A 25,771-nucleotide genomic window follows, 5' to 3' on the forward strand; every position below is an offset into this window, starting at 1 on the left:
TCACCCGGTTGATTTCGGGTTCTGTCGACTCCGACAGTGTACGCGAACCGCAGCCGATACAGAGAGCCACGTTATGGCCCCCGTAAGTGACAGGTGGTGATGGAAGGCTGCGGCTAAATGGGTAGATAAGGGGAGATATCAGCGCGATTGCCGCTGGTGCGTACCAGCCCCCCGGCGACAGCCTCCGTCCAGGAGATCCGGCCAGTGGCCAACCGCAACCAGTCCTCCGGAGCCATCTCCACCACGTTCGGCGGAGTACCCCGGGTGTGGCGCGGGCCGGCACAACACTGGACCGCACCGTAGGGTGGCACCCGGACCTCCACCGCCCGGCCGGGCGCCGCCCGCGCCAGGTCGGCCAGCAGGACACGAACGGCGTCCCGCAGCGTCGTACGCTCCGGCGTACGGCCGGCGTCGAGGTCCGCCAGCGCGGTCGCGACCGCTGCGGACTTATTGTGCGGAGAGGACACGTCGGGACGATACGACCCGGCTTCGTGGCATTTTTCGCCGCCCCTGGGTCGCGCCGACTCGGTCGGACAAGGCATAGTTGCCGACGGTGTAGTCGTATGGGTAGATCCCCGGCCGGCGACAGGTCGGCGGTGGAGCCCCGGAAGGCGGTGGACGTGACAGCACACCGACGAGCCTGGATTACCCGGGCCGGTGTGGTCGTGGCGCTGGCAGCCAGCGCACTATTCGCTCTCCCCACCACACCAGCCTCGGCTGACGACCCCACGGTGACCATCACCGGGGTCAACGCCAGCCTCAACGCCGGGCAGACGACCACGCTCAGCTTCAACGTCAAGAACAACAACGGTGGTGTGCTGGGCGGGGAGACCTCGTTCAACATCGCCGTGAGCACGACGATCAACGAGTTGCAGTGCCAGGGCAGGTGCGACTTCACCGACACCATCGACCTGGGTGCGACCAAGTCGTACAGCGTCACGCTGCGCGCCGGGAACGTCGCGGCCGGGCAGAGCCGGTCCGGAGCCGTACGGATCACCGCCGAGGTCGGCAACGACGGCGCCACCGCCTCGCGGAACATCCGCGTGCAGGGCCCGGAGGCGCCGCCGGAGGTGCAGACCGTTGCCGAGGTGTCCGGGCGGGTCACCGACGAGGCCAGCGGCGACGGGGTCTCCGGGGCCAGCGTCCGGCTCACCGACGGCCAGGGGCGTACCCACACCACGAACACCACCGGCAGCGGCAACTACCGGTTCGTCGGTTCGCAGGACCGGGTGATCGCGCCGGGACGGCTCCAGATCCGGGCCACCAAGGACGGCATCACCGACACCAAGGAGGTCAACGGCGGTGCCGGCGCCCGGGTGAACAACCAGGGCATCCAGCTCGCCCTGGCCGGTGCGCCCACCGCCAGCGCCGACGCCACGGTGGAGCCCACCGAGGACGCCGCCGAGGAGGTGCCGACCGAGGAGGCCGGCGCCGAGGAGAGCGCGGAGGCGGCGCCCGACCAGGCCGCCAACGAGGACTCCGGCGGCGGGCTCGGCTCCTGGGTGCTGATCCTGGCCGGCGGCCTGCTGGTGGCGCTCGGTGTCGGCGCCATCGTGCTGCTGCTGATGCGCCGCAAGGAAGACGGCGACGACGAGGCCGACGGTGTGGCCGGAGCAGGCGGGCCGGGGCCGCGCACGGGTGCCGGCCGTGGTGGCTACCGCGACGACGACGCCACCCGGGTCACCAACCGGGCCGGCGCCGACCCGACGATGGTCGCGGCCGGCGGCGGCAACCTGGCCGACGCACCGACCATGATGCACAGTGCGCCACTCGTCGACGACGAGTTCCCGGACCCGTACGGTGCACCGCTCCCCGGACCCCAGGGTCCCGGCTACGGCGGCGGACAGCAGGGCTGGGGCGACAACGCGAACGGCTACGGCGACGTCCCCGGCTCCGGTGCCGGCGCCTACGGCAACGCTCCCGGCTCCGGTGCCGGCGGCTACGGCAACGCTCCCGCGTCCGGGGTCGGCTACGGCAACGCTCCCGGCTCGGGTGCCGGATACGGCGCGCCGGTCTCCGGCGGCGGATACTCCGCCAACGGTGCGGGCGGCTACGACAACGGGTACGACGAGCCCACCGGGCGCTACACCGGTGACCGGGACGACGCCGACGGCTACGGCCCGGCGGCCGACCCGTACGACACCAACGCCTACCGCCCGTCCTCCGGGGCCGGGCACGGCGGTTACGAGCCCACCCAGCAGTACGGCCGGGACGACGACGGCTACGACGCCGGTGCCGCCGGCTACGGCCGCGGCGGCTACGACGACGAGCCGCGTACCGGTGCCGGCTACGACCGGGCCGGTGACGGCTACGACCAGCAGGGCTACGACAGCCGGGGCGGCTACGACCAGCAGGGTTACGAGGCTGACCGGACCGGCTACGACCAGCCGACCACCGGCGCCGGCTACGACCAGCAGCGTGGCGGCTACGACGACCACAACGGCTACGACGACCGGGCCGGCTACGGCCAGCAGCAGGGCGGCGGTTACTACGACGACGACCCCCGGGCCGGCGGGCAGAGCCGGTCGGGCGCGCCGCAGCAGCCGGGCCGCTCGGAGCGCCGGTCGCTCGACTGGTTGGACGACTGACCGGACGGTCCAGACGAGGTGACCCGTGGGGCCCGGTTCGCGACAGCGAGCCGGGCCCCACGGTTTCCACCGGACCGCCGGTCGACGGGACGGGCGGATGAGTGGATCGACGACGGCTGCCGCGTTCAGGCCGGGGAGTAGACGCCGTTGCGGAGTACCGGGACCACCTCGGAGACGTCGACCTGGACCGCGATCTCCACGTCCCGGCCGAATCCCCGGCTGACGAGTTCCCGCCCCGAGACACTGCCCCGGACCGCCGCCGGCACCGAGGGGAGACTGTTCAGGGCCGCCAGTGCGACGGCCGCCTCGACGGAGAGTCCACCGGGGACCGTGGCGAGCACGTCCAGTACGGCGGCCGCACCGAGCTGGTCCTCGACGGCCGGCCGGAGACTGTCGTCCGGCCAGCGCTCCCCGGCCGCCACGACGCCGATCGGTGCGGCGGTCGAGCCGTACCCCTGGGCGAGCAGCCAGCGCCCGACGGCGCGTGCGTTACGCAGACAGGCCGCCACCACCGGCAGCCCGGTGGCGCTGGCGGCGGCGCTGATCGCCGAACCGTTCGGGGAGGGCAACACCAGCTCCGGTACGACGGGAGCGGCATGCAGGGCTGCCGGGGAGAGCGACCAGGGATGCTCGGCGGTCACCGCACGGCGCCCGACCGCGGCCACCGCACCGACCCGGGCGGCGTACTCGGCGGCCTGGGCGCCCCACGGGAACGGGTGCACCCGCATCCCCCGGGCGACCGCCACCTCGACGGAGGTGGTGAAGGAGAGCACGTCCACCACGACCAGCACCGCGCAGACCCGGCTCAGTTCGGCCGCGCCGGCCAAGCCCCAGTCCAGCCTGGCGCCGGTACCCGGTTGGGCGTGGACGGACTCCGCCGACCCGTGCGGTGGTCCACCCGGCCCCGTCACGATGTGATTCCTCCCCCGTCGGAACGCCCGGCCGCCGTGCGGTCGGATCAATCCGCCGGGCGGTCTCCCACGTCGGACCGGGCCGGCGCCGCGTCCTGCTGGTTGGCGTCGGTGTCCGGGGCGGCGGTGTCCGGGGCGGCTTCGCCCTGCTGAGCCGCCCCGGCCGACCCGCCGTCGGTGCCAGGGTTGCCGGTGACGGCGCCGGGCTCGGTAACCGCTCCGGGGCCGGCCTGGACGGCGTCGGAGCCGTCGGTCGCACCCTCGTGACCATCGGTCGCACCCTCGTGACCGTCGTCGACGGCGTCGGCGTCGGCGGAGTTGCCGGCAACCGGAACCTCGGACGCGTCGTCGTCGGCCGGCGACACGGTGGCCGGCGGCGCGGCGGCCGACGACTCGCTGGCCCGCGGCGCGGCGGCCGGCGACGCCACGGGAGCTTCGGCCGCGGTCGGGGCGTTCCGGTCGGGGCCGGTCGGAGCCGGGTCCGGGGTGCTCGTGCCGGTGGCCACGGACTCGGCCAACGTCGTCGCGCCCTCGCCGAACAGGCTCGGCAGCGTCGCACTGTACGCCGCCCGCAACTCCGGCAGCCCGATGGTGAACTGGTCCCGGATCTCCAGCTCGTCGCCGGCCGTGTCGGTGACCCCGATCAGGGTCCACGGCACACCCCGCTCGACGCAGAGCGCGGTGAACGCCTTCTCGTGCCCGCGCGGCACCGCCACCATCGCCCGGCCGGTCGACTCGCTGAACAGGAAGACGAACGGCATCGAACCGGCGGTGAAGCCCTCCGGCAGGGCGATCCGGGCCCCGACACCGTTGCGGAGGCTCGACTCCACGAGCGCCTGGGCGAGACCGCCGTCGGAGAGGTCGTGTGCGGAGCGCAGGTGCCCGACCCGGGCCGCCTCGGCGACCAGCTCGGCGAGCGCCCGCTCGGCCGCCAGGTCGACCTTCGGCGGCACCCCGCCGAGATGCTGGTGGGTGACCCAGGCCCACTCGGAGCCGGAGAGTTCCAGCCGGGTCTCGCCGAGCAGGAAGATCAGGTCGTGGTCGGCCCCGGTGGTCCGGGCGAAGCCCATCGGCACCCGCTGCGCCACGTCGTCGAGTACGCCGAGCACGCCGACGACCGGAGTCGGGTGGATCGCCGCCGCGCCCGTCTGGTTGTAGAAGCTGACGTTGCCGCCGGTGACCGGGATGCCCAGTTCGGCGCAGCCGTCGGCGAGCCCGCGCACGGCCTCGGCGAACTGCCACATCACGCCCGGGTCCTCCGGCGAGCCGAAGTTCAGGCAGTCGGTCACCGCGACCGGCTTCGCGCCGGTCACGGCCACGTTCCGGTACGCCTCGGCGAGCGCCAGCCTGGCACCGTGGTACGGGTCGAGTCGGGTGTACCGGCCGTTGCCGTCGACCGACATGGCGACGCCCAGCCCGGACCGCTCGTCGATCCGGATGATCCCGGCGTCCTCCGGCTGCGCCAGCACGGTGTTGCCGAGGACGTACCGGTCGTACTGCTCGGTGATCCAGGTCTTGTCGCAGAGGTTCGGCGAGGCGATCATCCGGAGCAGGGTTTCCCGCAGCGCCTCGGCGGTGGACGGCCGGGGCAGCGTCTCGGCCCGGTCCGCCTGGAGCAGGATCAGGTCGGCCGGCTCCCGCATCGGGCGGGCGTAGACCGGACCGTCGTCCACAAGCGAGCCCGGCGGCACGTCGACAACGGTGTGCCCCTGCCAGGTGACCAGCAGCCGGCCCGGCCCGGAACCCGCCGGGGCGCCGGTCACCTCGCCGATCGCGCTGGCCGGCACGCCCCACTTCTCGGCGATCCGCAGCACCGCGTCGAGCTTCTCCGGGGCGACGATCAGCAGCATCCGCTCCTGCGACTCGCTGGCCAGGATCTCGTGCGGCTGCATCGACGCCTCGCGCAGGGGCACCCGCTCCAGCATGACCCGCATGCCGGTGCCGGCCGCGGCGGCGGTCTCGGTGAGCGCGCAGGTCAGCCCGGCACCGCCGAGGTCCTGGATGCCGACGACGAGCCCGGCGTCGTACAGCTCCAGGCACGCCTCGATCAGCAGCTTCTCCATGAACGGGTCGCCGACCTGCACCGACGGACGACGCTGTTCGCTGCCGTCGTCGAAGGTGGCGCTGGCCAGCACGGAAACCCCGCCGATGCCGTCCCGTCCGGTCTTGGCGCCGAGCAGCACCACCACGTTGCCGGGTCCGGCGGCGGCCTTGTTCTGCAGCCGCCGCACGGGCAGCACCCCGAGGCAGAGCGCGTTGACCAGCGGGTTGCCCTGGTAGCAGGAGTCGAAGACGACCTCGCCGCCGATGTTCGGCAGCCCGAGCGAGTTGCCGTACGTGCCGATCCCGGCGACGACGCCGGGGAGTACCCGGGCGGTGTCGGGGTGGTCGGCGGCGCCGAAGCGCAGCGGGTCCATCACCGCGACCGGCCGGGCGCCCATCGCCAGGATGTCCCGGACGATCCCGCCGACACCTGTCGCCGCGCCCTGGTGCGGTTCGACGAAGCTCGGGTGGTTGTGCGACTCGACCTTGAAGGTCACCGCCAGCTCGTCGGAGATCTGGATCACGCCGGCGTTCTCGCCGATCCCGGCGAGCAGCCGGTCGCTGGGCGGAGCCTTCTCGCCGAACTGCCGCAGGTGCACCTTGCTCGACTTGTAGGAGCAGTGCTCGCTCCACATGATCGAGTACATCGCCAGCTCGGACTGGGTGGGGCGGCGGCCGAGGATCTGCCGGATCCGGTCGTACTCGTCGTCGCGCAGGCCCAGCTCGGCGTAGGGCTGGAGGTCGCCGGGGGTGCCCGCCGCGTTCGACACGGTGTCCACGCCGCCCGGGTAGCCGTTCACGGGCAGCTCGGCGGGAACGCCTTCCGGCACCGGCTGGCCGGGTACGGCCGGCTCGGCCGGGGCCGCAGCCGGAGCCGGAGCCGCCGCCATCCTGGCCGCCACCGCGTCGACGGCCGAGGCGGGTGCCGGTGCGGGTGCCGGGGTTGCGGGATCGGGTGCCGAGGGGTGGCCGGCGAGGGCGGGCTCTGGCTGGCCCATGACCTCACTCCGTTCGATCATGCGGGTACTCCCGCGAGGTGCTTGAGGACCGAGGTGAAGAAGCCGAGCCCGTCGAGGGAGGGTCCGGTCAGCGCCTCCACCGCGTGCTCCGGGTGCGGCATCAGCCCGACGACGTTGCCGGCCTCGTTGCTGATCCCGGCGATGTCCCGCAGCGAGCCGTTCGGGTTGCCGCCCAGGTAGCGCGCGACGACCCGGCCGCCCGCCTCCAGCTCGTCGAGGGTCCGCTCGTCGGCGACGTAGCAGCCCTCGCCGTTCTTCACCGGGATCAGGATCTCCTGACCGGGCTGGAACTCGTTGGTCCAGGCGGTGCCGGCCGACTCCATCCGCAGCACCTGGTCACGGTTGCGGAAGTGCAGGTGCTGGTTGCGGGTCAGCGCGCCGGGCAGCAGGTGTGCCTCGCAGAGGATCTGGAAGCCGTTGCAGATGCCGAGCACCGGCAGGCCGTCCCGGGCTCCGGCGGCGATCGTCTCCATCACCGGGGCGAACCGGGCGATGGCGCCGCAGCGCAGGTAGTCGCCGTAGGAGAAGCCGCCGGGCAGCACGACGGCGTCGACGCCGTGCAGGTCTGGATCGTCGTGCCAGAGCGACACCACCTCGGCGCCGGCGATCCGGGCGGCGCGGGCCGCGTCCCGGTCGTCGAGCGAGCCGGGGAAGGTCACCACGCCGATCCGGGCGGTCACGGGTTGCCCTCCGCGGTGTCCCCGGCCTCGGCCACCCGGACCGAGAAGTCCTCGATGACCGGGTTGGCCAGCAGCTTGTCCGCGATCTCCCGGGCCCGGTCCAGGTCCGGCTGGCCGGTGAACTCGATCTCGATCCGCCGGCCGATGCGCACGGAGGAGACGTCCGTGACGCCGAGCCTCGGCAGCGCATTCGCGACGGCCTGGCCCTGAGGATCGAGAATCTCCGGCTTGAGCATGACGTCGACGACGACGCGAGGCACTGGGCACTCCTGACTGTGTACGCAGTTGGGTGCCGGCCCACGAAAGGGGCGAGCGGAGCCAGCGTACCCGGCCGACCAGCCAGTTGACGCACGGGCCGGCGCGTCGATGCCCTCGGCGGAGCGCGACGGTCCGGGGGCGCCCACCTGCCGGGCGTGCCGGACCCGGTCACCCGGCGGCGAGGGCCGGAAACCGGCCGAAGGAGTTCACCCTTGTGAATAGGTGACGAACGGCTTAGCGTGTGGCGTCAAACGTCCGGTCGGCAGGACCGAACGTTGACCGTTCAGGTCCGTACGGCGGACATCCTCCCGCCTACGGCGGCTCAACCGACCCGGTGACCCCGGGTAAACCCCCCGGAAGGAGCCCCCTGTGCGTATTCACCGAACCCTGGTGATGCTCGCCACCGCCCTCACCGGCGCGCTCGTCGCGCCGTCCGTCGCCACCGCCGCCCCCGTCACCCCGTACATCATCGGTGGCGGCACCGTCTCCTCGGCCCCGTGGGCCGCGGCCGTGTTCAGCAACGGCTCGTTCACCTGCTCCGGCACCATCATCGCGGCCCGCTGGGTGCTCACGGCCCGGCACTGCGTCAGCGGCACGATGTCGGTGCGGGTGGGCAGCGTCAACCGGAGTTCCGGTGGCGTCACCAGCGGCGTGACCGCCAGTTACGGTCGCTACGACCTGGCGCTGCTGAACCTCTCCACCTCGATCCAGACCAGCTACATGCCGCTGTCCAGCAGCTACCCGCCGGTCAACTCCACCAACTCGATCTACGGGTGGGGGATGACCTGCTACAGCGGCTGCTCGGCGTCCAGCACGCTGAAGACCGCCACCGTAAGGGTGACCAGTACCAGCGTCTCCGACGCGTACGGTGGGCGGGCGATCCGCAGCACCCGGGTCAACGGCAACGCCTGGCGTGGCGACTCGGGTGGCCCGCAGGTCTACAACGGCGCCCAGGTCGGCGTCGCCTCCACCGCCGACGGGCAGAGCATCCAGAACTACGGCAGCGTCGCCTACAACCGTTCCTGGATCACCTCCGTCTCCGGCGTCTAGGCACCACCCACACCCTCCTCAGGGGTATGGCGCGGACGTTCCGACTGGGTCGGGACGTCCGCGCCGCGCCGTTTCCGTCGGCCAGGCACCGTTTGGCGGCCCGGCGGCCGGTCTCGGGGTGCCGGCGCCGTTTCGCGGCAGCCGCGCCGTTTCGCAAACTGGAGCGATGTGAACAGCCCTCGCAAAACGGTCGGCCCTCACTCTGCCAGCATCAACGTGTGCTGGTCGTGACGACGGATCATCTGCCGGGCTACGACATCCGCGCCGTACTCGGCGAAGTCGTGTCCTCCCAGGCCCGGACCCGGAACCCGTACCGGGAGGGGGTGAAGAACCTCCGTGGTGGCGCCTACGACCCGAAGGCGCCGGAGAACCTCACGCGTTGGCGTACCGACGCCGTGCAGAAGCTGGGCGAGGAGGCCACCCGGCTCGGCGCCAACGCGGTGATCGGGATGCGCTTCGACCACCGCGAGGTCGGCGAGATGTGGATGGAGTTGTGTGCCTACGGTACGGCGGTGGTCGCCGTCCGGCAGCCACCCGAGCATCCGCCCGCCGACCAGCCGAAGGTCGCCGCCGAGACGGCGCACCTGGCCGAACCGCTGGGCTCCGGTGCGATCGCCGAGGCGCCCAGCGCACCCGACCTGGGCAGCGCCGCCGGCACCCCGACACCCCGGAACTGACGCCAGGCGGGTCCGGGGCACCGTGCTGCTGCGTGGCTGACGCCGAGAATCGGCATCTCGGCAACCTGACCACCGCTGGCGGATCGTCCGGCTGCGCTACGCTTCGCGGCGTGACGCTCCCACGATGGCTGCTCCGGGCCGGTTGGACCGGCTGGCGGTCCGAACTCGGCTGGCTGCTGACACCGCTCGGAGTCGTGCTCCTGCTCGCCGTCCTCGGCGAGCTTGTCGGGAGTGCGATGCCCATTCCGGGAGCCACCCAGCAGATGTCCGCCGACCACTACGCGGGCCTCGTCGAGGCAGTGGTGCACGCCGTATACGGCGTGCCGGTAGGAGTGATTGTGCTCGTCACCGGGCTGTGGCTCGTCTGGGGAGGCCGACGCGGGCCTGCCGGGCAGGTGCCGGCAGCGGATGGCGCCGCCGAGCCACCTCGTTGACCGATCTGCGTCAGAGGATCGGGGCCGGGTCGTACGCGGCGGCTTCGGGGTGCGCCGCCAGCACGGTGGCGATCCGGTCGGCCACGGCCCGGACCTGCGCGGACGCCGCCCCGGTGAAGCCCGCCCGGTCCGCGACCAGCTCGTCGATCTCGGCCCGGGTCAGGCCGAGCCGGCCGTCGGCGGCGAGCCGGTCGAAGAGGTCGTTCTCGGCGGCGCCCTTCTCGCGCATGGCCAGCGCCACCGCGACCGCGTGCTCCTTGATCACCTCGTGCGCCGTCTCCCGGCCGACCCCGCGCCGGACCGCCGCCACCAGGATCCTGGTGGTGGCCAGGAACGGCAGGTAGCGGTCCAGCTCCCGGGCGATCACCGCCGGGTACGCGCCGAACTCGTCGAGCACCGTCAGAAAGGTCTGGAACAGCCCGTCGGCGGCGAAGAACGCGTCCGGCAGGGCGACCCGGCGGACGACCGAGCAGGAGACGTCACCCTCGTTCCACTGGTCGCCGGCCAGCTCGCCGACCATCGACAGGTAACCCCGGATGATCACCGCGAAGCCGTTCACCCGCTCGCTGGACCGGGTGTTCATCTTGTGCGGCATCGCGCTGGAGCCGACCTGGCCGGGGCGGAAGCCCTCGGTGGCCAGCTCCTGCCCGACCATCAGCCGGATCGTGGTGGCCAGGCTGCTCGGCGCGGCGGCGGTCTGGGCCAGCGCGGAGATCACGTCAAGATCGAGGGAGCGCGGATAGACCTGGCCGACGCTGTCGAGTACCCGGCGGAAGCCCAGGTGCCCGGCGACCCGGCGCTCCAGCTCGGCCACCTTCGCCGCGTCCCCGTCGAAGAGGTCGAGCTGGTCGGCGGCGGTACCGACCGGCCCCTTGATGCCGCGCAGCGGATAGCGCTCGATCAGGTCGGTGAGCCGCTCGTACCCGATCAGCAGCTCCTCGGCGGCGCTGGCGAACCGCTTGCCCAGCGTTGTCGCCTGCGCGGCGACGTTGTGCGAACGTCCGGTGAGCACCAGGTCGGTGTGCTCGACGGCGAGTCGGGCCAGTCGGGCCAGGGCGGCGACCACCCGGTCCCGGACCAGTTCCAGCGAGGCCCGGACCTGGAGCTGCTCGACGTTCTCGGTCAGGTCCCGGGAGGTCATCCCCTTGTGCACCTGCTCGTGCCCGGCCAGCGCGCTGAACTCCTCGATCCGCGCCTTCACGTCGTGCCGGGTGACCCGCTCCCGGGCCGCGATCGAGGCCAGGTCGACCTGGTCCAGCACCCGCTCGTACGCCTCGACCACCCCGTCCGGCACCGGCACGCCGAGATCGCGCTGCGCCCGGAGTACGGCCAGCCAGAGCCGCCGTTCCATCCGGATCTTCTCCTCCGGCGACCAGAGGGCGGCCAGCTCGGCCGAGGCGTAGCGGTTGGCCAGGATGTTGGGAATGGTCACCCCGCCATTCGACCATGCGGAGCCGGACCCGCCCGCCCGGGGCTGAATGCCGGTTGCTGGCCCCGCCCGGCCCGGCCAGCCCGGTGGCCACACCAAGAACTGCTCGATGATGCTCAGCGACCACAGGTGGGCGAGCGGATCGATGCTCCCGAAGCCCTCCGCACGTACCAGAAGTAGAGACCGGCGGCGCACGCCGGGCATCGTGGTATTGGGCGAGGGCTCACCCAACAAGCAAGTCCGCCGTGGCGGTCACCTTATTCCGTGCCGGTCCGGACGGCGGGAACCGGCGCTGGTGCGTCACACCCACCACGACCCCGGCAGTGACCAGCACGAGAGCCGCCACCGCGACCGCCGGGTAGCCGAACCGTTCGGCGGCGGCGAGCCCGAGCGACGCGGCCACGAACGAGCAGACCAGCCCGAACGACGACAGCACAGTGAAGTCGGTCCCGCCGCTGCCCGGCCTCGAGTAGTCCATGTTGACCGTATAGAGCACCACGTTGGCGACCGTGTAGGCGGCCAGGAAGAAGCAGATCGCGGCGACCGTGCCGCCCAGCGGAGCGCGACCGTTCATCAGCGGCAGCAACGCCAGCGTGGACAGCGCCAACGTCACCCCGCCGGCCACCAGCACGCCGGCCCGACCGAACCGGCCGATGCCCAGGCCCGCCACCAGACCGGCCGCGATCGCCGGCACGCTGGTCACCACGCCGGTCACCACGCCGATCCGGCCCAGCGACCACCCGGCGTCCACCAGCGCGGGGGTAATCAGCGCGTACGCCATGCCGGCACCCACGTAGACCAGCGGTACCACCCCGAACGTCCACCACCGGCACCCGACCTGGCCGAACACCGACACCAGCGCCCGGTACGCGACGCCGACGCGGACGACTCGGTCGGTACGCTCCGGTTCCCGGAACCGCCACACCACGAGCAGCCCGACCGCGGTCAGCACGGCCAGCAGTCCGACCGCCGGCGCCCAGCCGAAGCGGTCGTAGACCAGCACGCAGGCGCCGCCGCCGAGCAGGTTGCCCAGATAGCTCGCGGCCACCTGGATGCCGTTGCCGGCGCCCCGGTCCGACGCCGCCAGCAGTCGTACCGCGACCGCGTCGGCGGCGATGTCCTGGGTGGCGGAGAAGAACACGAACGCGGCGCAGATGGCGATGACCGGGCCGAGTTGGTCGGCCGGCCGGGAGAACGGCAGCAGTGCCAGCAGCGCCAGCACCAGCGCGCTCTGCAGCACCAGCAGCCAGGAGCGGTAGTGGCCGCGGTGCCGGGAGCCGTACCGGTCGAGGACCGGTGCCCAGAGGAACTTGATCGGCCAGATCAGACCGACGACCTGCAGCAGCGCCAGCGTGTCCAGCGAGGTGCCGCCGTCGCGCAGGATGGCGGTCAGGCCGACGGTGATGAATCCGATGCCGAGGTACTGCGTGACGTAGAGCGCGGTCAGCGTGCCGAGGCGGCCCATCAGACGGCCCGCCAGTAGCCGAGCGAGGTGAGCTGGTGCTTGCCGACGCCCAGTGTCCGCCGGACGTGCCGGGTGATGCTGCGGGTGCTGGCCGCCTCGCAGGCCACCCAGTAGTGCGCGGTCTCACTGGCGGGCAGCGCCGCGCAGACCGTGCCGACCAGGTGCCGCCCGCCGTCGCGGCGGGGCACCCAGGTCACCTCGTGGTGCGCCCGGGCCCGCGGCGCCAGCGCCTTCTCGCCCTCGTGCGAGTACTCCAGCCAGACCGTCGCCGGAATGTGTGCGCCGGCGTCGAGGAGGCTGTTCACCGCTGGTAGCGACGCCGCGTCGCCGACCAGGTAGAGGTGCTCCGGCGCCGGTTCGGGCAACTGGAACGCGCTGCCCTGCACGATCGCGTCGATGGTGTCGCCGACCTTGGCGGTGGTGGCCCACCGTGCGGCGCAGCCGTCGTGGACGGCGAACTCCAGCGTGAACCGCCCGTTCTCCGGATCAGGGTCGACCAGCGTGTACGCCCGCTGGTGCGCCCGCCCGTCGTTGTCGAACCACAACCGGATCCACATCGTCGGATGGACACCACACGACTTCAGCAACCCACCGTCGTCGAGGACGATGCGCTGGTAGTGCCCCTCGACCGACTCGGTACCCAGCACGGTGAGCCGGAACTCCCGGCCTCCCATGGCCTTGAGTACCAGGCCCTCCCAGTTCCGTTTCACGAAGCCCCTCCAGCCAAGGTCAGCAGTTAGGTGAGGGTACCCTAAGTTATTTGCCGGACGTGACGGCCAACCCCGGGGTCTGCCTGCCCTGGGCCGCCGGGACCGTGACTCCGTCCGCCGCGCCTGGAGCCCCTACCGAACCCGCACTCGGTCAGCCTTCCGCTTGCCGTCCAGGGCCGGCCGTCGGGCGGTCCTGGCCGGGCGGTACCGGGTGGGCCGGGGCGGCCCCCGAGGCCGGGCGGTCCTGAAACGGCGTTGACCTTCCAGTCGCTGGAATCCATAGCTTCGCCGGCATGGCAGCACAGCGAAAGATCAGCCGTCAGCTCACCCTGGAACTCGACGCCGGCAACGCGGCGATCGTCGACATCGGCAAGATGCTCGGGCCGACCGGCGTCAACACCCGGCAGTTGACGCTCGACTACGACGCCGCCACCGCAGGCCAGCGCGGGGACATCGTGCCCGTGGTCGTCACCGTCTTCGACGACCGGTCGTACGCGCTGCGGTTCAAGACGCCGCCGACGGCGTACCTGGTCCGGAAGGTGCTCGGGCTGGCCGGCGGTTCGGCCCGGCCCGGCACCGAGACGGTGGCCAGGATCTCCCGGCAGCAGCTCCGGGAGATCGCCGAGCGGAAGTTGCCGGATCTGAACACCGACGACGTCTCGGCGGCGATGCGGCAGATCGCCGGTACCGCCCGCTCGATGGGCGTGCTCGTCACAGACGAGTGAGGGTTACCCGGTACGGCGGGTCGGCCACGGCGGGCTACCCGGTCCGACCGCCGGCCGTGGGCGGCTCCACCTCCGGCGAAGGCGGCGGAGGTGGAAGCCGCAAGGGTGGGCCGGCAAGGGTGGGCTGTGGAGGTGGGCCGGACCGTGAGGCCGGAGAACCGGACGGTCGGCCCACCCGCATGGCCAGACGGTCCAGGTATAGAACCTGTAGCGCGGCAAACGCCAAGCAGGAACGCGACCAGCAGCGGCAGCGGAGGAACCAGCCCCAGGATGCCGTTGTCGGAGTTCGACAACCGGGTGTGCGCAATCTCCGCGAGCAGCGTTGCTGGTGCGGTAAGACCTGTAGCGACCCGGCGAGCACCGCCGGTCCGGCGAAGCCGCCGACGGTGAGCAGCGCAGGTGTCGGCCAGCGCCCCCGCTCCCGCAGCGCACTCAGGTACGCCGTCGCGGCAACCGCCACCACCAACCCGCGCGAGAACGGCGGCACCAATGCTCGGAGTTGCCAGGGATCGGCGGGTTGCCCGGGGGCCCGTGACCGCAGGCGGTAGCCGTCGGTCACACGTTCTCCGCAGCCGGCCCACCGCCGACCGGCGCACCGCCGCTTTCGGAGGAAGCGCGCGTTGACGGCGGCAATGCACCGGCCACCGGACTCTCCGCAGGAGCCGGAGTCTCGGCGAAGAGCCGGGTTCCTTTGGATGTCGGGGTCCCCTCGCCGGCCGGGGTTCCCTCGCGGGTCGGGAGGTGGGCGGAAAGCCCGCGTACGCCGGGGTCGGCCAGCATGCCGAGCACCGCGACGAAGACGATCCCGGCGGCCACCAGCAGCGTCGACCGGTCGCCGATGGTCTCGGCAAGTGGACCGATCGCGATCTGGCCGAGCGGGATCGCCAGGAACGAGCCGAGCGCGTCGTAGGAGTAGACCCGGGCGAGCCGGTCGGCCGGGATGTTCTGCTGCATCGAGGTCTCCCAGGCGACCGAGAACTGCTCGACGGCCAACCCGGCGACCACGGCGGCGACCAGGAGGACGGCGACCGACGGCACCCAGGCCAGCCCGAGCAGCAGCAACACGTCGGCGAACATGCAGAACACGCCGAGCAGGAGCAGCCGGCGTATCCGGATCCGGAGGGCGACGAGCGCTCCGAGCACCATGCCGGCGGTCTGGGCGGCGAGCACCAGCCCCCAGGCGGTCCGGCCGATCGTCTCGTCCGCGACCGCCGGGCCGAGCACGTTCACCGAGCTGGTGTAGGCGAAGTTGATCAGGAGGAAGCCGAGTACCACCACCCAGACCCAGGAGCGCGCGACGAACTCGGTCCAGCCCTCCCGCAGGTCCCGCAGCGGGTTGCCGCGTTCGGCAGCGGCACGGCGGGCGACCGGCGCCACCCGTACCCCGGCGAAGGCGAGCCCGGCCAGCGCGAAGGTGCCGGCGTCCACCGCCAGGCCCCAGCCCGGTCCGACGCCGGCGACCAGCACTCCGCCGAGCGAGGCGCCGCCGATCATCGCCGCGTTGGTGCCGAGCCGGTTGAGCGCGTTGGCCGACTGGAGCAGCTCGGCCGGCACGGTCTGCGGGACCAGCGCGGCGGCGGCCGGCCAGGCGAAGGCGGCCAGTACGCCGTTGAGGGCGCTGAGCGCGATCAGCGCCGGGATGGTCGCGCTGCCGGTCAGCACAAGTGCCGCGACCGCCGCCTGGGTGACGGCGGCGAGCGTGCAGGAGACCACCATCACCGCCTGCCGGGGCAGCCGGTCGGCAAGCACCCCGCCGAAGAGCAGGAAGAGCACGTGGGTCAGCGACCGCGCGCCGACCACCAGGCCGAGGTCGCGGACACTGCCGGTGAGATCGAGTACGGCGAACGCCAGCGCGATCGGTGCGACCGCGTTGCCGAGCATGGTGGCGGCGCGCCCGATCGCCAGATAGCGGAAGGGCCGGTGCCGTAGCGGCGCCAACGCCGAGTCGCGGCTACCCGCCGGGTCACGGGTACGCATGCCTCAGTCCTCCATCCGGAAGAGCGCGACGGTGGCGCTGACCCGGGAGGTGCCGGGCGTACGCGGTGGTTTGGCGGCGGCGTGCAGCCGGGCCGACGCCTCGGCGACGGTGTTCCGGATCTCGTCCCAGGTCTCGTCGTCGACCCAGAACTCGGCGTCGGTGAGGAAGTTCCCCGGGCCGCGCCGGACCCGCTCGGCCCGGCGGCGCAGCTCGGTGGCGAGTGCCGCGTAGACCAGCCGGTGGTCCGGGGTCACCTCGCCGTCGGTCGTTTTCGGCGCCGTCGCCGCGTCCTGGCGCTGCTTCCAGTCGAAGTCGCGGGACGCGTCGTAGCGGTAGCGCTTGGCGACGCCGCCCCGGATCCGTTCCTCGCCGGCCACCTCGATCACCCCGGCGGCGAGCAGGTGCCGGAGGTGGTAGCTGGCGTTGGCGTGCGTCAGGTCCAGCTCGCGGGCGATCTCGGCGGCGGTGAACGCCGACGCGGTGAGCAGGGACAGGATCCGCAGCCGGACCGGGTGGGCCAGGGCCCGCAGCCGGGCGGTCGGATCCGGTGCGCCCACGGCGCTAGCTCCGCTGCCGCCCGGAGGTCGGTCCGGACCGTCAACTCCCAAAGACATGTTTGGGAGTCTAGAAGACGGCGTCTCAACTATCAAACGTCTGTTGGACGGTGGTGCCTCCTGGCGGCCGGCCACCACCTGACGGGCTCCAACGACCGCGACCTGGACACCAGAGGCGTTACCCGGAAGCCATAACGCCTCTGGTGTCCAGGTCAGCGATCCCGGCGATCGGTTTCCGGCGGATGAGCGGCACTTACGCGGCCACCGACCTGCCCGACCTGGCCACCGGAGGAGATCTGTACCCGGTTCCTGGGCCGAGCGGTAGGGCGGCCCAGGTCCCGCCATGCATCGCGACGCATTCGGTTCAGCGTTCGAGGATGGCCACCACGCCCTGGCCGCCGGCCGCGCAGATGGAGATCAGCCCGCGTCCCGAACCGCGCTCGGCGAGCAGCTTGGCCAGGGTCGCCACGATCCGGCCGCCGGTCGCCGCGAACGGGTGGCCGGCAGCCAGCGACGAGCCGTTGACGTTCAGCTTCGCCGGGTCGACGGTGCCCAGCGGGGCATCCAGGCCCAGCCGGTCCTTGCAGAACTCCGGCGACTCCCAGGCCGCCAGGGTGGCCAGCACCTGCGAGGCGAACGCCTCGTGGATCTCGAAGTAGTCGAAGTCGGCAAGCGTCAGCCCGGTCCGGGCGAGCAGCCGGGGCACGGCGTACGCGGGTGCCATCAGCAGTCCCTCGTCGCCGTGTACGAAGTCGACGGCGGCGGTCGTCGAGGCGCCGAACCAGGCAAGTACCGGCAGGTTGTGCGCCCTGGCCCACTCCTCGGAGGCGAGCAGCACGGTCGACGCCCCGTCGGTGAGCGGGGAGGAGTTGCCGGCAGTCATGCTGGCCTGCTCGGCCTCCGGCCCCCGGGTGCCGAAGACCGGCCTGAGCCGGCCGAGCTTCTCCGCGCTGGTGTCCGGGCGGAGGTTCTGATCGCGGGTCAGCCCGAGGTACGGCGTGACCAGGTCGTCGAAGAAACCCCGGTCGTACGCGGCGGCGAGCCGCTGGTGCGAGCGGACCGCGAGTTCGTCCTGGGCCCGCCGGTCGACGTTCCAGCGCCGGGCGGTGACCGCCGCGTGCTCACCCATCGACAGTCCGGTACGCGGCTCGGCGTTGCGCGGGATCTCCGGCCGGAACGGCTGGGCCGGGCGCAACCGGGTGGCGGCGCGCAGCCGCCCGCCGAGCGTCCGGGCTGCGTTGATCTCCAGTAGGGTCCGTCGCAGCTCCTCGTTGACGGCCAGCGGTGCATCCGAGGTGGTGTCCACCCCACCGGCGACGCCGACGTCGATCTGCCCGAGTGCGATCTTGTTGGCGACCAGGATCGCCGCCTCCAGGCCGGTGCCGCAGGCCTGCTGGAGGTCGTACGCCGGGGTGTGCGGGTCGAGCCGGGAGCCGAGTACCACCTCGCGGGTGAGGTTGAAGTCCCGGGAGTGCTTGAGTACCGCACCGGCGGCCACCTCGCCGAGCCGTTCCCCGGCCAGGCCGAACCGGGCGATCAACCCGTCCAGGGCGGCGGTCAGCATGTCCTGGTTGGACGCCCTGGCGTACCGGCCGTTCGAGCGGGCGAACGGGATCCGGTTGCCGCCGAGGACCGCGACGCGACGTACGGCTACGGGTTCCATGGTGACGCCTCCAGAACGCAGGGTTGTTCCTACCTTACCCGCGAGTAGGCTACGGGCATGAGCGACAGGTACGCGAGCTTCGCCCACACCGGTCCCGGCCGGGCGCTGGTCAGGCGCCTCGGCCTGCCGGACCCGCCCAGGCTGCGCCGGTACCGCCCCGGCGACCCGCTCGCCCACGGCCCGGTACGCCTCGGTGCCGCTCCCGGCGGTCGCCTGGTCGAGCCGCTGGCCGCGCTGCTGCACCCGGCCGGCGTGCAGATCTCCGACCCGTCGGAGCCCCGAGACGCCTCGCCGAACGGCCGGGACGGGGACGGCCGGATGCCTCGGCAGGCCGCCCTGCTCTATGACGCCACCGGCATCACCGACTCCGCCGGGTTGCGCGCACTCTTCGACTTCTTCCACCCGCTGGCCCGGGCCCTGCACCCGTCCGGCCGGGTGGTCGTCTTCGGCACCCCGCCGGAGTCCTGCGGCACGCCCCGGGAGGCGACGGCGCAGCGCGCCCTGGAAGGGCTGACCCGCAGCATCGGCAAGGAGTTCGGCCGGGGCAGCACCGCGCAGCTCGTCTACGTCGCGCCGGGTGCGGAACGGGCCGTCGAGTCGACCCTGCGCTTCCTCCTCTCCGGCCGCTCCGCGTACGTCTCCGGGCAGGTGATCCGGATCAGCCCGGCCGAGGTGCCCGAGGTCGACTGGAACCGTCCGCTGGACGGCCGGATAGCCCTGGTCACCGGTGCTGCCCGGGGGATCGGGGCGAAGGTCGCCGAGGTGTTGGCGGCCGACGGCGCCCAGGTGGTGGCCCTGGACGTGCCGGCGGCCGGTGACGCGCTCGCCGAGGTCGCCAACGCCGTCGGCGGTACGGCGGTGCAGCTCGACCTGACCACGCCGGACGCGCCACTGCGGCTGGCCGACCACCTGGCCGACCGGCACGGCCGGCTCGACGTGCTGGTACACAACGCCGGGATCACCCGGGACAAGACGCTCGGCCGGATGACCCCGGACCGGTGGGACTCGGTCCTGGAGGTCAACCTGACCAGCCAGGAGCGGATCAACGAGGTACTGCTGGACCGTGGGCTGATCCCGCGCGGTGGCCGGCTGATCGGGGTCTCGTCGATCGCCGGGATCGCCGGCAACCGGGGCCAGACCAACTACGCCACCTCCAAGGCCGGCGTGATCGGCCTGGTGCACTCGATGGCGCCGCTTCTGGCCGAGCGCGGTATCACCGTCAACGCGGTCGCTCCGGGCTTCATCGAGACCCGGATGACCGCCCGGATGCCGATGATGCTCCGCGAGGCGGGCCGGCGGATGAACAGCCTGGCCCAGGGCGGGTTGCCGGTCGACGTGGCGCAGACGATCGCCTGGTTCGCCTCACCCGGCTCGGCCGGCGTCACCGGCAACGTGGTCCGGGTCTGCGGACAGAGCCTGTTGGGGGCCTGATGACCGAGCTTCCGCACGGCACCGGGGAGCAGCCGGAAGCAGTGCCGGTCGAGTTGGCGGCGGTGCCGGCCGGCGGGCCGCTCTACCGCCGGGCGGCGATCGGGCTGGCCCCGGGGTTCGGGTCGGCCCGGCGGGCCGGTCGGCTTCCCGGGACCGAACTTGTGGTCCGGGGGGTGACGGTGGACCGGGACCACCTGGCGGAGTACGACCGGGTGTGCGGGTTCCGGCTCGCCGACGCGCTGCCGCCGACCTATCCGCACGTACTTGCCTTCCCGCTGGCGCTGCGCCTGATGAGCGCACCGGAGTTTCCGCTGCCCCTGGTCGGGCTGGTGCACGTGGCGAACCGGATCAGCACGTACCGCCAGGTGGACGCGGCGGAGCCGCTGGACCTGGCGGTACGCGCGGTCGACCTGCGCCCGCACGAGCGGGGCCGACAGTTCGACGTGGTCTGCACCGCCTCCGTCGCCGGGGAGACGGTCTGGCGCGGCGTGTCGACGTACCTGCGACGGGAGCGTACGGCCGCCGGGGGCGACCGGCGCGACCAGGGTGACCGACCGGCCGCGCCGGCCCCGACCGCGCTGTGGCGGGTGGCCACCCGGGTGGGCCGGGAGTACGCCCGGATCTCCGGGGACCGCAACCCGATCCACACCTCCCGGGTCGCCGCCCGGCTGTTCGGCTTCCCCCGGCCGATCGCGCACGGGATGTGGAGCAAGGCCCGCTGCCTGGCCGCGCTGGAGGGGCGGCTGCCCGAGGCGTACACCGTGGACGTGGCGTTCAAGCTGCCGGTGCCGCTGCCGTCGACGGTGGCCTTCTCGGCGAGCCGGGGCCGGAGTTTCGGGCTGCACGACCCGGCGCGCGGCCGTCCCCACCTGCTCGGTGAGGTGACCGCGGACGGCGGGATGATCAGGTCTGATCCGGACCGATCACCCTCTCGGGCCAAGCCCGACAGGACGGCACAAACATCGAGATTTGCCGTTGACAGGATAGAGGGCCATCGATAGTCTTCAGTCGATGCTGGAAAGCGCTTTCCAGCAGCCCCGTCCCCGGCGCGGCCCAGATCCGTCGGCCGCACCGTCCACCCACCGCTGGCGGCGTCCGCGTCCCACCCGCCCGGCCGCCGGGGTGGACCACTTCCGCTCGGAGGTTCCCCTGTGTCCAGCACCGAAACCACCACCCGGCGCACCCGGCGGCTCGTCCGGGTGCCGCTGCTCGCGGCGGCCACCGCCGCGACGCTCGCGGCCAGTTCCCTGGTCGCGATGCCGAGCGCCTCGGCCGCCTCGTTCAACCTGGAGGGTTGGGCGACCCAGTGCGGCGGCACCAGCGGCGGCGGCAACGCCTCCCCGGTCACCGTCAGCGACGCGAACGGCCTGATCAGCAACATGCAGGCCAGCGGCGCCCGGGTGATCCGGTTCTCCGGCACCATCTCGCTCAGCGGCATGCAGAAGGTCGCCGCGGACAAGACGATCATCGGGGTCGGCGCCAACGCCACGATCACCGGCGGCGGGCTCAACGTCGCCAGCGTCAGCAACGTCATCATCCGGAACATCAACTTCCGGAACTGGGGCGACGACGCGATAAACGTGCAGTACTCGAGCCGGGTCTGGATCGACCACAACAGCTTCAGCAGCGGCTCCGACGGCGCGGTCGACATCAAGCGCAGCTCCGACTGCGCCACCGTCTCCTGGAACCGGGTCTTCAACCACGACAAGTCGTTCCTGCTCGGACACTCCGACAGCAACGCGGGCGAGGACGTCGGTCGGCTGCGGGTGTCGTACCACCACAACTGGTTCGACGGGTCGAACCAGCGGCACCCCCGGGTCCGGTTCGGCAACCCGGTGCACGTCTACAACAACTTCTACCGGGGCAACGGCGGCTACGGCGTCGCCTCCACCTGCAACGCGGGCGTGCTCGTCGAGGGCAACTACTTCGAGAACGTCAGCGACCCGTACCACCGGGGTGAGGGCAGCTCGCCGGTCGGCGGCCTGGTCGCCCGGAACAACCACTTCGTCAACTCCGGCTCCGGCCAGGCCGGCGGCAGCGTCAACGGCATCCCGTACGGGTACTCGCTCGACCCGGCCGCCAACGTGAAGTCCATCGTCACCGGCGGCGCCGGCACCGGCCGGATCTGACCGTCGCCCACGGCGTCGGCCGATCCGACCCGGCCACCGGCGACGTCACGGGTGCTCCGGTCCCACCCGGACCGGAGCACCCGTACCCGGTCAGGCAGCGCCCGGCACCTCGTGACGCGGGCGCTCCGCCTGCTGCGCCGATCCCGCCGACTGGCCCGGTCGCGCCGGTCGCCGTGGCTGGCCGCTCCGGACGGTGGCGGCGGCGAGGCCGACGCGGGCCAGGGCCACCAGGCCGGCGAGCACGGCCACCGCCACGATCGCGTCACCGACGTCCGGGGCGAAGAGCCGCACCTTGGCCAGGCCGGCACCGTCCCAGAACGCCGGGATCACCCAGACCACCGCGACCGCGAGCCCGGCGCAGCCGACCACCCAACCGGCGGCTCCGGCGACCGCCCGGCGCCCCGACCGCACCGGCCCGGCCGGGCGCCGGAAGGCCCGGACCACCGACCAGACCAGCAGACCGAGCAGGAGTACGGCGACCGCGGCCAGCCCGGCGAGCAACCAGCCGAACGTCGGATCCTCCGCCTGGGCGGGCGCCGCCCCGGCACCGTGCAGGATCCGGGCGACGTCGAAGGCGGCCGAGGCCAGCGGGCCGTCCATCGGCAGCCCGTAGACGTTCGTCAGCACCACCACGGCGAGATCCGACCCGGGTACCAGCACGATGTGGCCGAACGAGCTGGCCGTCGCACCCGCGTGCCAGACGATCCGCTCGGCCGGAACGCCCAGGGTGCCCTCCCGCCAACCCATCGCGTACCGGCCGTCGCCGCCGGTGGGAACCTGGCCGGTGTGCAGCCGGGCCATGCCCTCCGGCGACAGGACCGCACGACCGGCGTACCGGCCTGCGGAGAGCTGCGCCGCGACGTAGTGGGTCAGGTCGGTCAGGCTCGCCGCCAGGAAACCGTACGACACCCCGGAGCCGTCGAAGGACGGTTCGAAGCGCTGCGGGCGGCCGAGGTAGTAGCGGTGACCCGGCGGAATCCCGAGCGCCTCCGCCTCGGCACCGGTGGCGGCGGAATCGGCCATCCCGAGCGGGTCGAGCACCTGCCTGCGGAGGTATCCGCCGTAGCTCTCCCCGGTGACCTCCTCGACCAGTACGCCCAGGATCATGTAGTTGGCGTCGCTGTACTGGTGCACCCCGCCCGGTTCGGCCGTCGGGCGGACGGTCGCGAGGTCCCGTACCGAGCGGGCCAGCGCACCCGGCGTGTTGTCGTACCGGTCGGTGAGCCCCGTCGACGCCACCTGTGGCAGGCCCGTCGTCTGGACGAGCAGTTGCCGTACGGTGATCCGGGCCGCCACCGACTCGTCGGCCAGCCGCAGCCACGGCACGTACCGGCGGACCGGTGCGTCCAGCTCGACCCGGCCGGACTCGACGAGCTGCATCACCGCCAGCGCGGTGAACGACTTCGACACCGAGCCGAGCACGAAGGGCGTACCCGGGGTGATCGGCTCGCCGTTCCCGTCGACGCCCCAGGCGCCCTGCCCGACCACCCGGTCACCGCGCACCACCGCGTACGCCAGTCCGGGTGCCCGGACCTCGGCCATGTACTTCCGCAGATGGCTCTCCACCCGGGACATCCCGTCGACCGGCGGCGACGGCGGCACCCCCGCCGCCGGGCCGACCCCGGTGCCCACCGCCAACGGCAGGGCCGCCAGCACGGCCAGCACGGCCAGCACGGCCAGCATTCCTCGGCGCGATTCGCTGATCATCTCGTCTCCTCCCCCGTGCGGGTGCCGCCGGTCACCGGACCGGCACGTGTGCGGCTCCCGGTGGACTCAGCCGATCTGGCTGAGCAGCCGTTCCAACTCGGCCAGCCGTTGCCTGACCTCGGCCAGGTCGTCCCGGGCGCCGCGCACCTCGGTGCGCAGGCCGGTCAGTTCACCGGCGGTCGCGGTGCCGGCCTCCGCCGTCCGGGTCTCCGCCTCGACCACGCGCTCGACCAGCGCGCGGTACGCCGCATCCCCGGCCGTGCTCCGCCGGGCCCGGTAGAAGCCCAGGCCGACGAAGCCGACGACGGCGACCAGGGCGACCGCCACCGCGGCCGACGCGATCGTGGCGGTCTGCGCGATGTCCAGTTCGGCTGCCAACAATGTGTTCACTCGCTCGTTTCCTCTCCCGATCCGCCCGCTGCCGGGCCGTGCTGTTCCGCCGGGCCGGTGGCGCCGGCCGCCGGGCCGTTTCTCGCTGCCGCACCCGCCACACCCGCTGCCGGGTCGTTCCGTTCGGCCGCACCCGATGGGTCCGGCACGCCGGCCGCCGGATCCAGCGTCGGGATCGCCTCGGCGATCGACCGCGGGGTGACGGCCAGCGCGAACGGCACCACCTCGAAGTACTTCACCGAGCTGCCGTCCCGGGCCGTCTCCAGTTCGCCGACGACCAGCCCGGCCGCCTCCAGCCGCTGGAGGTGCATGTAGAGCAGCGGCCGGTTCATCTCCAGTCGGCGGGCGAGTTGGCTGACATAGCTGCGGCCCTCGGCGAGGGCCGCCACGATCCGCAACCGGTGCGGGCTGGCCAGCGCGGTGAGCATCCGCAGCAACTGCTCCCCCGAGGGCGGGGCCTGCTCCATGCGTCCCGTTCCTTCCCCGGTGTCAGATGCATCTGACACCCCCTGTCAGACGAGACTGACACCCTGGACGGCAGACGTCAAGCAGCAGAGGTGGGGATCAGGCCGGCGGGGTGTGCCGGGCAGCCCGGCGCGGCGGCCCGGGACCAGTCCGGCAGGGTGGCCCGGGATCAGTCCGGCAGGGCGGCCCGGGATCAGTCCGGCTGGGTGGAAGGTGGTCGCCAGCGGCGGCCGGCGAGCAGGTTGCCGGCACCGCTCCAGGCGATCTCCATCATCCGGCCGGCCATCCGGTCCGGATCGGCGTCCGGCTGCTCGGCCAGCAGGTCGGCGACCGACTCGGCGGCGCCGACCAGGGCGTACGCCATGATCTCCAGGTCGGCGGCGCGGGCCTCGCGGCCGTCGGCGGCCAGGCCCCGGGCGAGCATCCCGGCGACCACCTCGATGATCCGGCTCCGCATCGACGCCAGTTCCCCGGCGAACGGAGGTTCGCCCCGGGCCTGCCGGTAGAGGACCGCCCAGCCGTCCCGGTGCGCGCCGACGAACCGGAAGAACGCCCGCAGGCCGCGCCAGAGCCGCTCCTCGAACGGCAGGTCCGGGACGACCGCGCCGACGATCGCCTCCATCAGCCGGGTCCCCTCCCGGTGCAGGCAGGCGACGAAGAGTTCCTCCTTCGAGCCGAGGTAGGCGTAGACCATGGGTTTCGAGATGCCGGCCTCGTCGGCGATCTCGTCCATGCTCGCCGCGTGGAAGCCGCGCCGGGAGAAGACCCCGACCGCGGCGTCGAGCATCTGCTGCTCCCGTACGGCCCGGGGCAGCCGCCGGAAGGCGGGCGGAGTCGGCACGCTTGCGAGCCTACCTACTCGTGAGTAGGGTTACGCACGAGTAACCAATAATCTGGACCGGAGCAGCGACAACCACCAGCCCTGGAGGACCCTCGCATGACCGACTTCGACCCGGCCAACTTCGCCTCGCTGGAGCCTCGGCAGTTCGCCCAGATCGTCAAGACCACCCCGGACGACAAGCTGGCCGAGGTGATGAGCGGGGACCTGCGCGGCAAGGTCCTGGACGCGGTGTTCGGCCGGATGCCGGCACTGTTCCGGGCCGACCGGGCCGGCAACACCAACACGGTCATCCACTGGACCATCACCGGCCGGCCGGACGGCGGCTCGGACACCTACGAGATCGTCATCGAGAACGCGACCTGCCAGGTCTCCGAGACGCCGCAGCGGGAGCCGAAGCTGACCCTCACGATGGGCCCGGTCGAATTCCTCAAGATCGTCTCCGGTGGCGCCAACCCGGTGATGATGTTCATGACCGGCAAGCTGAAGGCAAAGGGTGACCTCGGGCTGGCCGCGAACATCGCCAACCTGTTCGACATCCCGAAGGCCTGACCCGGGCATCCGACCGACCACCCCGGGCGCCGGCTCCGCCGGACGCCCGGGTCCGGAACGACGAGCGACGAGGGG

The 25,771-nt window shown here is 72.6% G+C and carries 24 protein-coding genes; 9 read left to right on the plus strand and 15 right to left on the minus strand.

Annotation, left to right across the window (positions count from 1 at the left end):
• Positions 1-113 precede the first annotated feature (113 nt).
• Positions 114-467, minus strand: a complete 354-nt coding sequence (locus ACN28A_RS12590) for a sterol carrier family protein (RefSeq protein WP_421395222.1) — start codon at positions 465-467, stop codon at positions 114-116.
• 96 nt (positions 468-563) lie between these two features.
• Here ACN28A_RS12590 and ACN28A_RS12595 point away from each other — a divergent pair, with 96 nt between their 5' ends.
• The gene (locus tag ACN28A_RS12595) at positions 564-2,588 is read left to right on the plus strand and encodes a carboxypeptidase-like regulatory domain-containing protein (RefSeq protein WP_421395223.1); all 2,025 of its coding nucleotides are present in this window, start codon (positions 564-566) and stop codon (positions 2,586-2,588) included.
• 125 nt (positions 2,589-2,713) lie between these two features.
• On the opposite strand, the gene ACN28A_RS12600 is transcribed toward ACN28A_RS12595, so the two are convergent.
• The 4 genes from ACN28A_RS12600 to purS form a co-directional block, all read right to left on the minus strand.
• On the minus strand, positions 2,714-3,499 hold the full coding sequence (locus ACN28A_RS12600; protein ID WP_421395225.1) for a 2-phosphosulfolactate phosphatase: 786 nt from the start codon (positions 3,497-3,499) through the stop codon (positions 2,714-2,716).
• Between the two features lie 47 nt (positions 3,500-3,546).
• On the minus strand, positions 3,547-6,432 hold the full coding sequence (gene purL / locus ACN28A_RS12605) for a phosphoribosylformylglycinamidine synthase subunit PurL (RefSeq protein ID WP_421404333.1): 2,886 nt from the start codon (positions 6,430-6,432) through the stop codon (positions 3,547-3,549).
• Positions 6,433-6,557: 125 nt separating this feature from the next.
• Complete coding sequence (gene purQ, locus ACN28A_RS12610) at positions 6,558-7,241, minus strand: phosphoribosylformylglycinamidine synthase subunit PurQ (RefSeq protein WP_421395227.1); 684 nt, start codon at positions 7,239-7,241, stop codon at positions 6,558-6,560.
• A complete protein-coding gene (gene purS, locus ACN28A_RS12615) occupies positions 7,238-7,501 on the minus strand; it encodes a phosphoribosylformylglycinamidine synthase subunit PurS (RefSeq protein ID WP_421395228.1) in 264 nt (87 codons plus the stop codon). The genes purQ and purS overlap by 4 nt, the downstream gene beginning before the upstream one ends.
• Before the next feature lie 391 nt (positions 7,502-7,892).
• On the opposite strand from purS, the gene ACN28A_RS12620 reads away from it, so the two are divergent.
• The 3 genes from ACN28A_RS12620 (at position 7,893) to ACN28A_RS12630 (ending at position 9,660) form a co-directional block, all read left to right on the plus strand.
• A complete protein-coding gene (locus ACN28A_RS12620) occupies positions 7,893-8,549 on the plus strand; it encodes a S1 family peptidase (RefSeq protein ID WP_421404335.1) in 657 nt (218 codons plus the stop codon).
• Positions 8,550-8,767: 218 nt separating this feature from the next.
• Entirely contained in the window at positions 8,768-9,226 is a 459-nt protein-coding gene (locus tag ACN28A_RS12625; RefSeq protein ID WP_421395230.1) for a YbjQ family protein, read from the plus strand.
• A gap of 110 nt (positions 9,227-9,336) precedes the next feature.
• Entirely contained in the window at positions 9,337-9,660 is a 324-nt protein-coding gene (locus tag ACN28A_RS12630) for a hypothetical protein (protein ID WP_421395231.1), read from the plus strand.
• A gap of 10 nt (positions 9,661-9,670) precedes the next feature.
• Here ACN28A_RS12630 and purB read toward each other — a convergent pair whose 3' ends face one another.
• The 3 genes from purB to ACN28A_RS12645 form a co-directional block, all read right to left on the minus strand.
• Complete coding sequence (gene purB / locus ACN28A_RS12635) at positions 9,671-11,092, minus strand: adenylosuccinate lyase (protein WP_421395233.1); 1,422 nt, start codon at positions 11,090-11,092, stop codon at positions 9,671-9,673.
• Positions 11,093-11,312: 220 nt separating this feature from the next.
• Positions 11,313-12,554 carry an MFS transporter gene (locus tag ACN28A_RS12640; RefSeq protein ID WP_421395234.1) on the minus strand — a complete coding sequence of 414 codons (1,242 nt, stop codon included), beginning with the start codon at positions 12,552-12,554 and terminating at the stop codon, positions 11,313-11,315.
• Positions 12,554-13,264: a siderophore-interacting protein gene (locus tag ACN28A_RS12645; protein WP_421395235.1), complete on the minus strand. Its 711-nt coding sequence runs from the start codon at positions 13,262-13,264 to the stop codon at positions 12,554-12,556. The genes ACN28A_RS12640 and ACN28A_RS12645 overlap by 1 nt, the downstream gene beginning before the upstream one ends.
• 293 nt (positions 13,265-13,557) lie before the next feature.
• Here ACN28A_RS12645 and ACN28A_RS12650 point away from each other — a divergent pair, with 293 nt between their 5' ends.
• Positions 13,558-13,989 (plus strand): uL11 family ribosomal protein, encoded by a 432-nt coding sequence (locus tag ACN28A_RS12650; protein ID WP_421395237.1) that lies wholly within the window; start codon positions 13,558-13,560, stop codon positions 13,987-13,989.
• 555 nt (positions 13,990-14,544) lie between these two features.
• Here the strand turns inward: ACN28A_RS12650 and ACN28A_RS12655 are convergent.
• From ACN28A_RS12655 to ACN28A_RS12665, 3 genes are all read right to left on the minus strand, one after another.
• Positions 14,545-15,966 (minus strand): MFS transporter, encoded by a 1,422-nt coding sequence (locus ACN28A_RS12655; RefSeq protein WP_421395239.1) that lies wholly within the window; start codon positions 15,964-15,966, stop codon positions 14,545-14,547.
• 3 nt (positions 15,967-15,969) lie between these two features.
• On the minus strand, positions 15,970-16,524 hold the full coding sequence (locus ACN28A_RS12660; protein WP_421395240.1) for an ArsR/SmtB family transcription factor: 555 nt from the start codon (positions 16,522-16,524) through the stop codon (positions 15,970-15,972).
• Positions 16,525-16,885: 361 nt separating this feature from the next.
• Positions 16,886-18,184: an acetyl-CoA C-acetyltransferase gene (locus ACN28A_RS12665; protein WP_421395241.1), complete on the minus strand. Its 1,299-nt coding sequence runs from the start codon at positions 18,182-18,184 to the stop codon at positions 16,886-16,888.
• A 57-nt stretch (positions 18,185-18,241) separates the two neighbouring features.
• Between ACN28A_RS12665 and ACN28A_RS12670 the strand changes: the two genes are divergently transcribed.
• The 3 genes from ACN28A_RS12670 (at position 18,242) to ACN28A_RS12680 (ending at position 21,744) form a co-directional block, all read left to right on the plus strand.
• Positions 18,242-19,615, plus strand: coding sequence for a 3-oxoacyl-ACP reductase (locus ACN28A_RS12670; protein WP_421395243.1), 1,374 nt, complete (start codon positions 18,242-18,244; stop codon positions 19,613-19,615).
• A complete protein-coding gene (locus ACN28A_RS12675) occupies positions 19,615-20,616 on the plus strand; it encodes a MaoC/PaaZ C-terminal domain-containing protein (protein WP_421395244.1) in 1,002 nt (333 codons plus the stop codon). The genes ACN28A_RS12670 and ACN28A_RS12675 overlap by 1 nt, the downstream gene beginning before the upstream one ends.
• A 255-nt stretch (positions 20,617-20,871) precedes the next feature.
• Complete coding sequence (locus tag ACN28A_RS12680; protein ID WP_421404337.1) at positions 20,872-21,744, plus strand: pectate lyase family protein; 873 nt, start codon at positions 20,872-20,874, stop codon at positions 21,742-21,744.
• Between the two features lie 90 nt (positions 21,745-21,834).
• Here the strand turns inward: ACN28A_RS12680 and ACN28A_RS12685 are convergent, their stop codons facing one another.
• The 4 genes from ACN28A_RS12685 to ACN28A_RS12700 form a co-directional block, all read right to left on the minus strand.
• Positions 21,835-23,451 carry a serine hydrolase domain-containing protein gene (locus tag ACN28A_RS12685; RefSeq protein WP_421395245.1) on the minus strand — a complete coding sequence of 539 codons (1,617 nt, stop codon included), beginning with the start codon at positions 23,449-23,451 and terminating at the stop codon, positions 21,835-21,837.
• Positions 23,452-23,517: 66 nt separating this feature from the next.
• The gene (locus ACN28A_RS12690; protein ID WP_421395247.1) at positions 23,518-23,841 is read right to left on the minus strand and encodes a hypothetical protein; all 324 of its coding nucleotides are present in this window, start codon (positions 23,839-23,841) and stop codon (positions 23,518-23,520) included.
• Positions 23,838-24,308, minus strand: coding sequence for an ArsR/SmtB family transcription factor (locus tag ACN28A_RS12695; protein ID WP_421395248.1), 471 nt, complete (start codon positions 24,306-24,308; stop codon positions 23,838-23,840). Before ACN28A_RS12695 ends, ACN28A_RS12690 begins: the two co-directional genes overlap by 4 nt.
• A gap of 191 nt (positions 24,309-24,499) precedes the next feature.
• Entirely contained in the window at positions 24,500-25,147 is a 648-nt protein-coding gene (locus tag ACN28A_RS12700; RefSeq protein ID WP_421395250.1) for a TetR/AcrR family transcriptional regulator, read from the minus strand.
• A gap of 96 nt (positions 25,148-25,243) precedes the next feature.
• Here ACN28A_RS12700 and ACN28A_RS12705 point away from each other — a divergent pair, with 96 nt between their 5' ends.
• Positions 25,244-25,696 (plus strand): SCP2 sterol-binding domain-containing protein, encoded by a 453-nt coding sequence (locus ACN28A_RS12705; protein WP_421395251.1) that lies wholly within the window; start codon positions 25,244-25,246, stop codon positions 25,694-25,696.
• Positions 25,697-25,771 lie beyond the last annotated feature (75 nt).

The sequence above is a fragment of the Plantactinospora sp. WMMB782 genome (genome assembly GCF_049179135.1).
GTDB lineage: Bacteria > Actinomycetota > Actinomycetes > Mycobacteriales > Micromonosporaceae > Plantactinospora.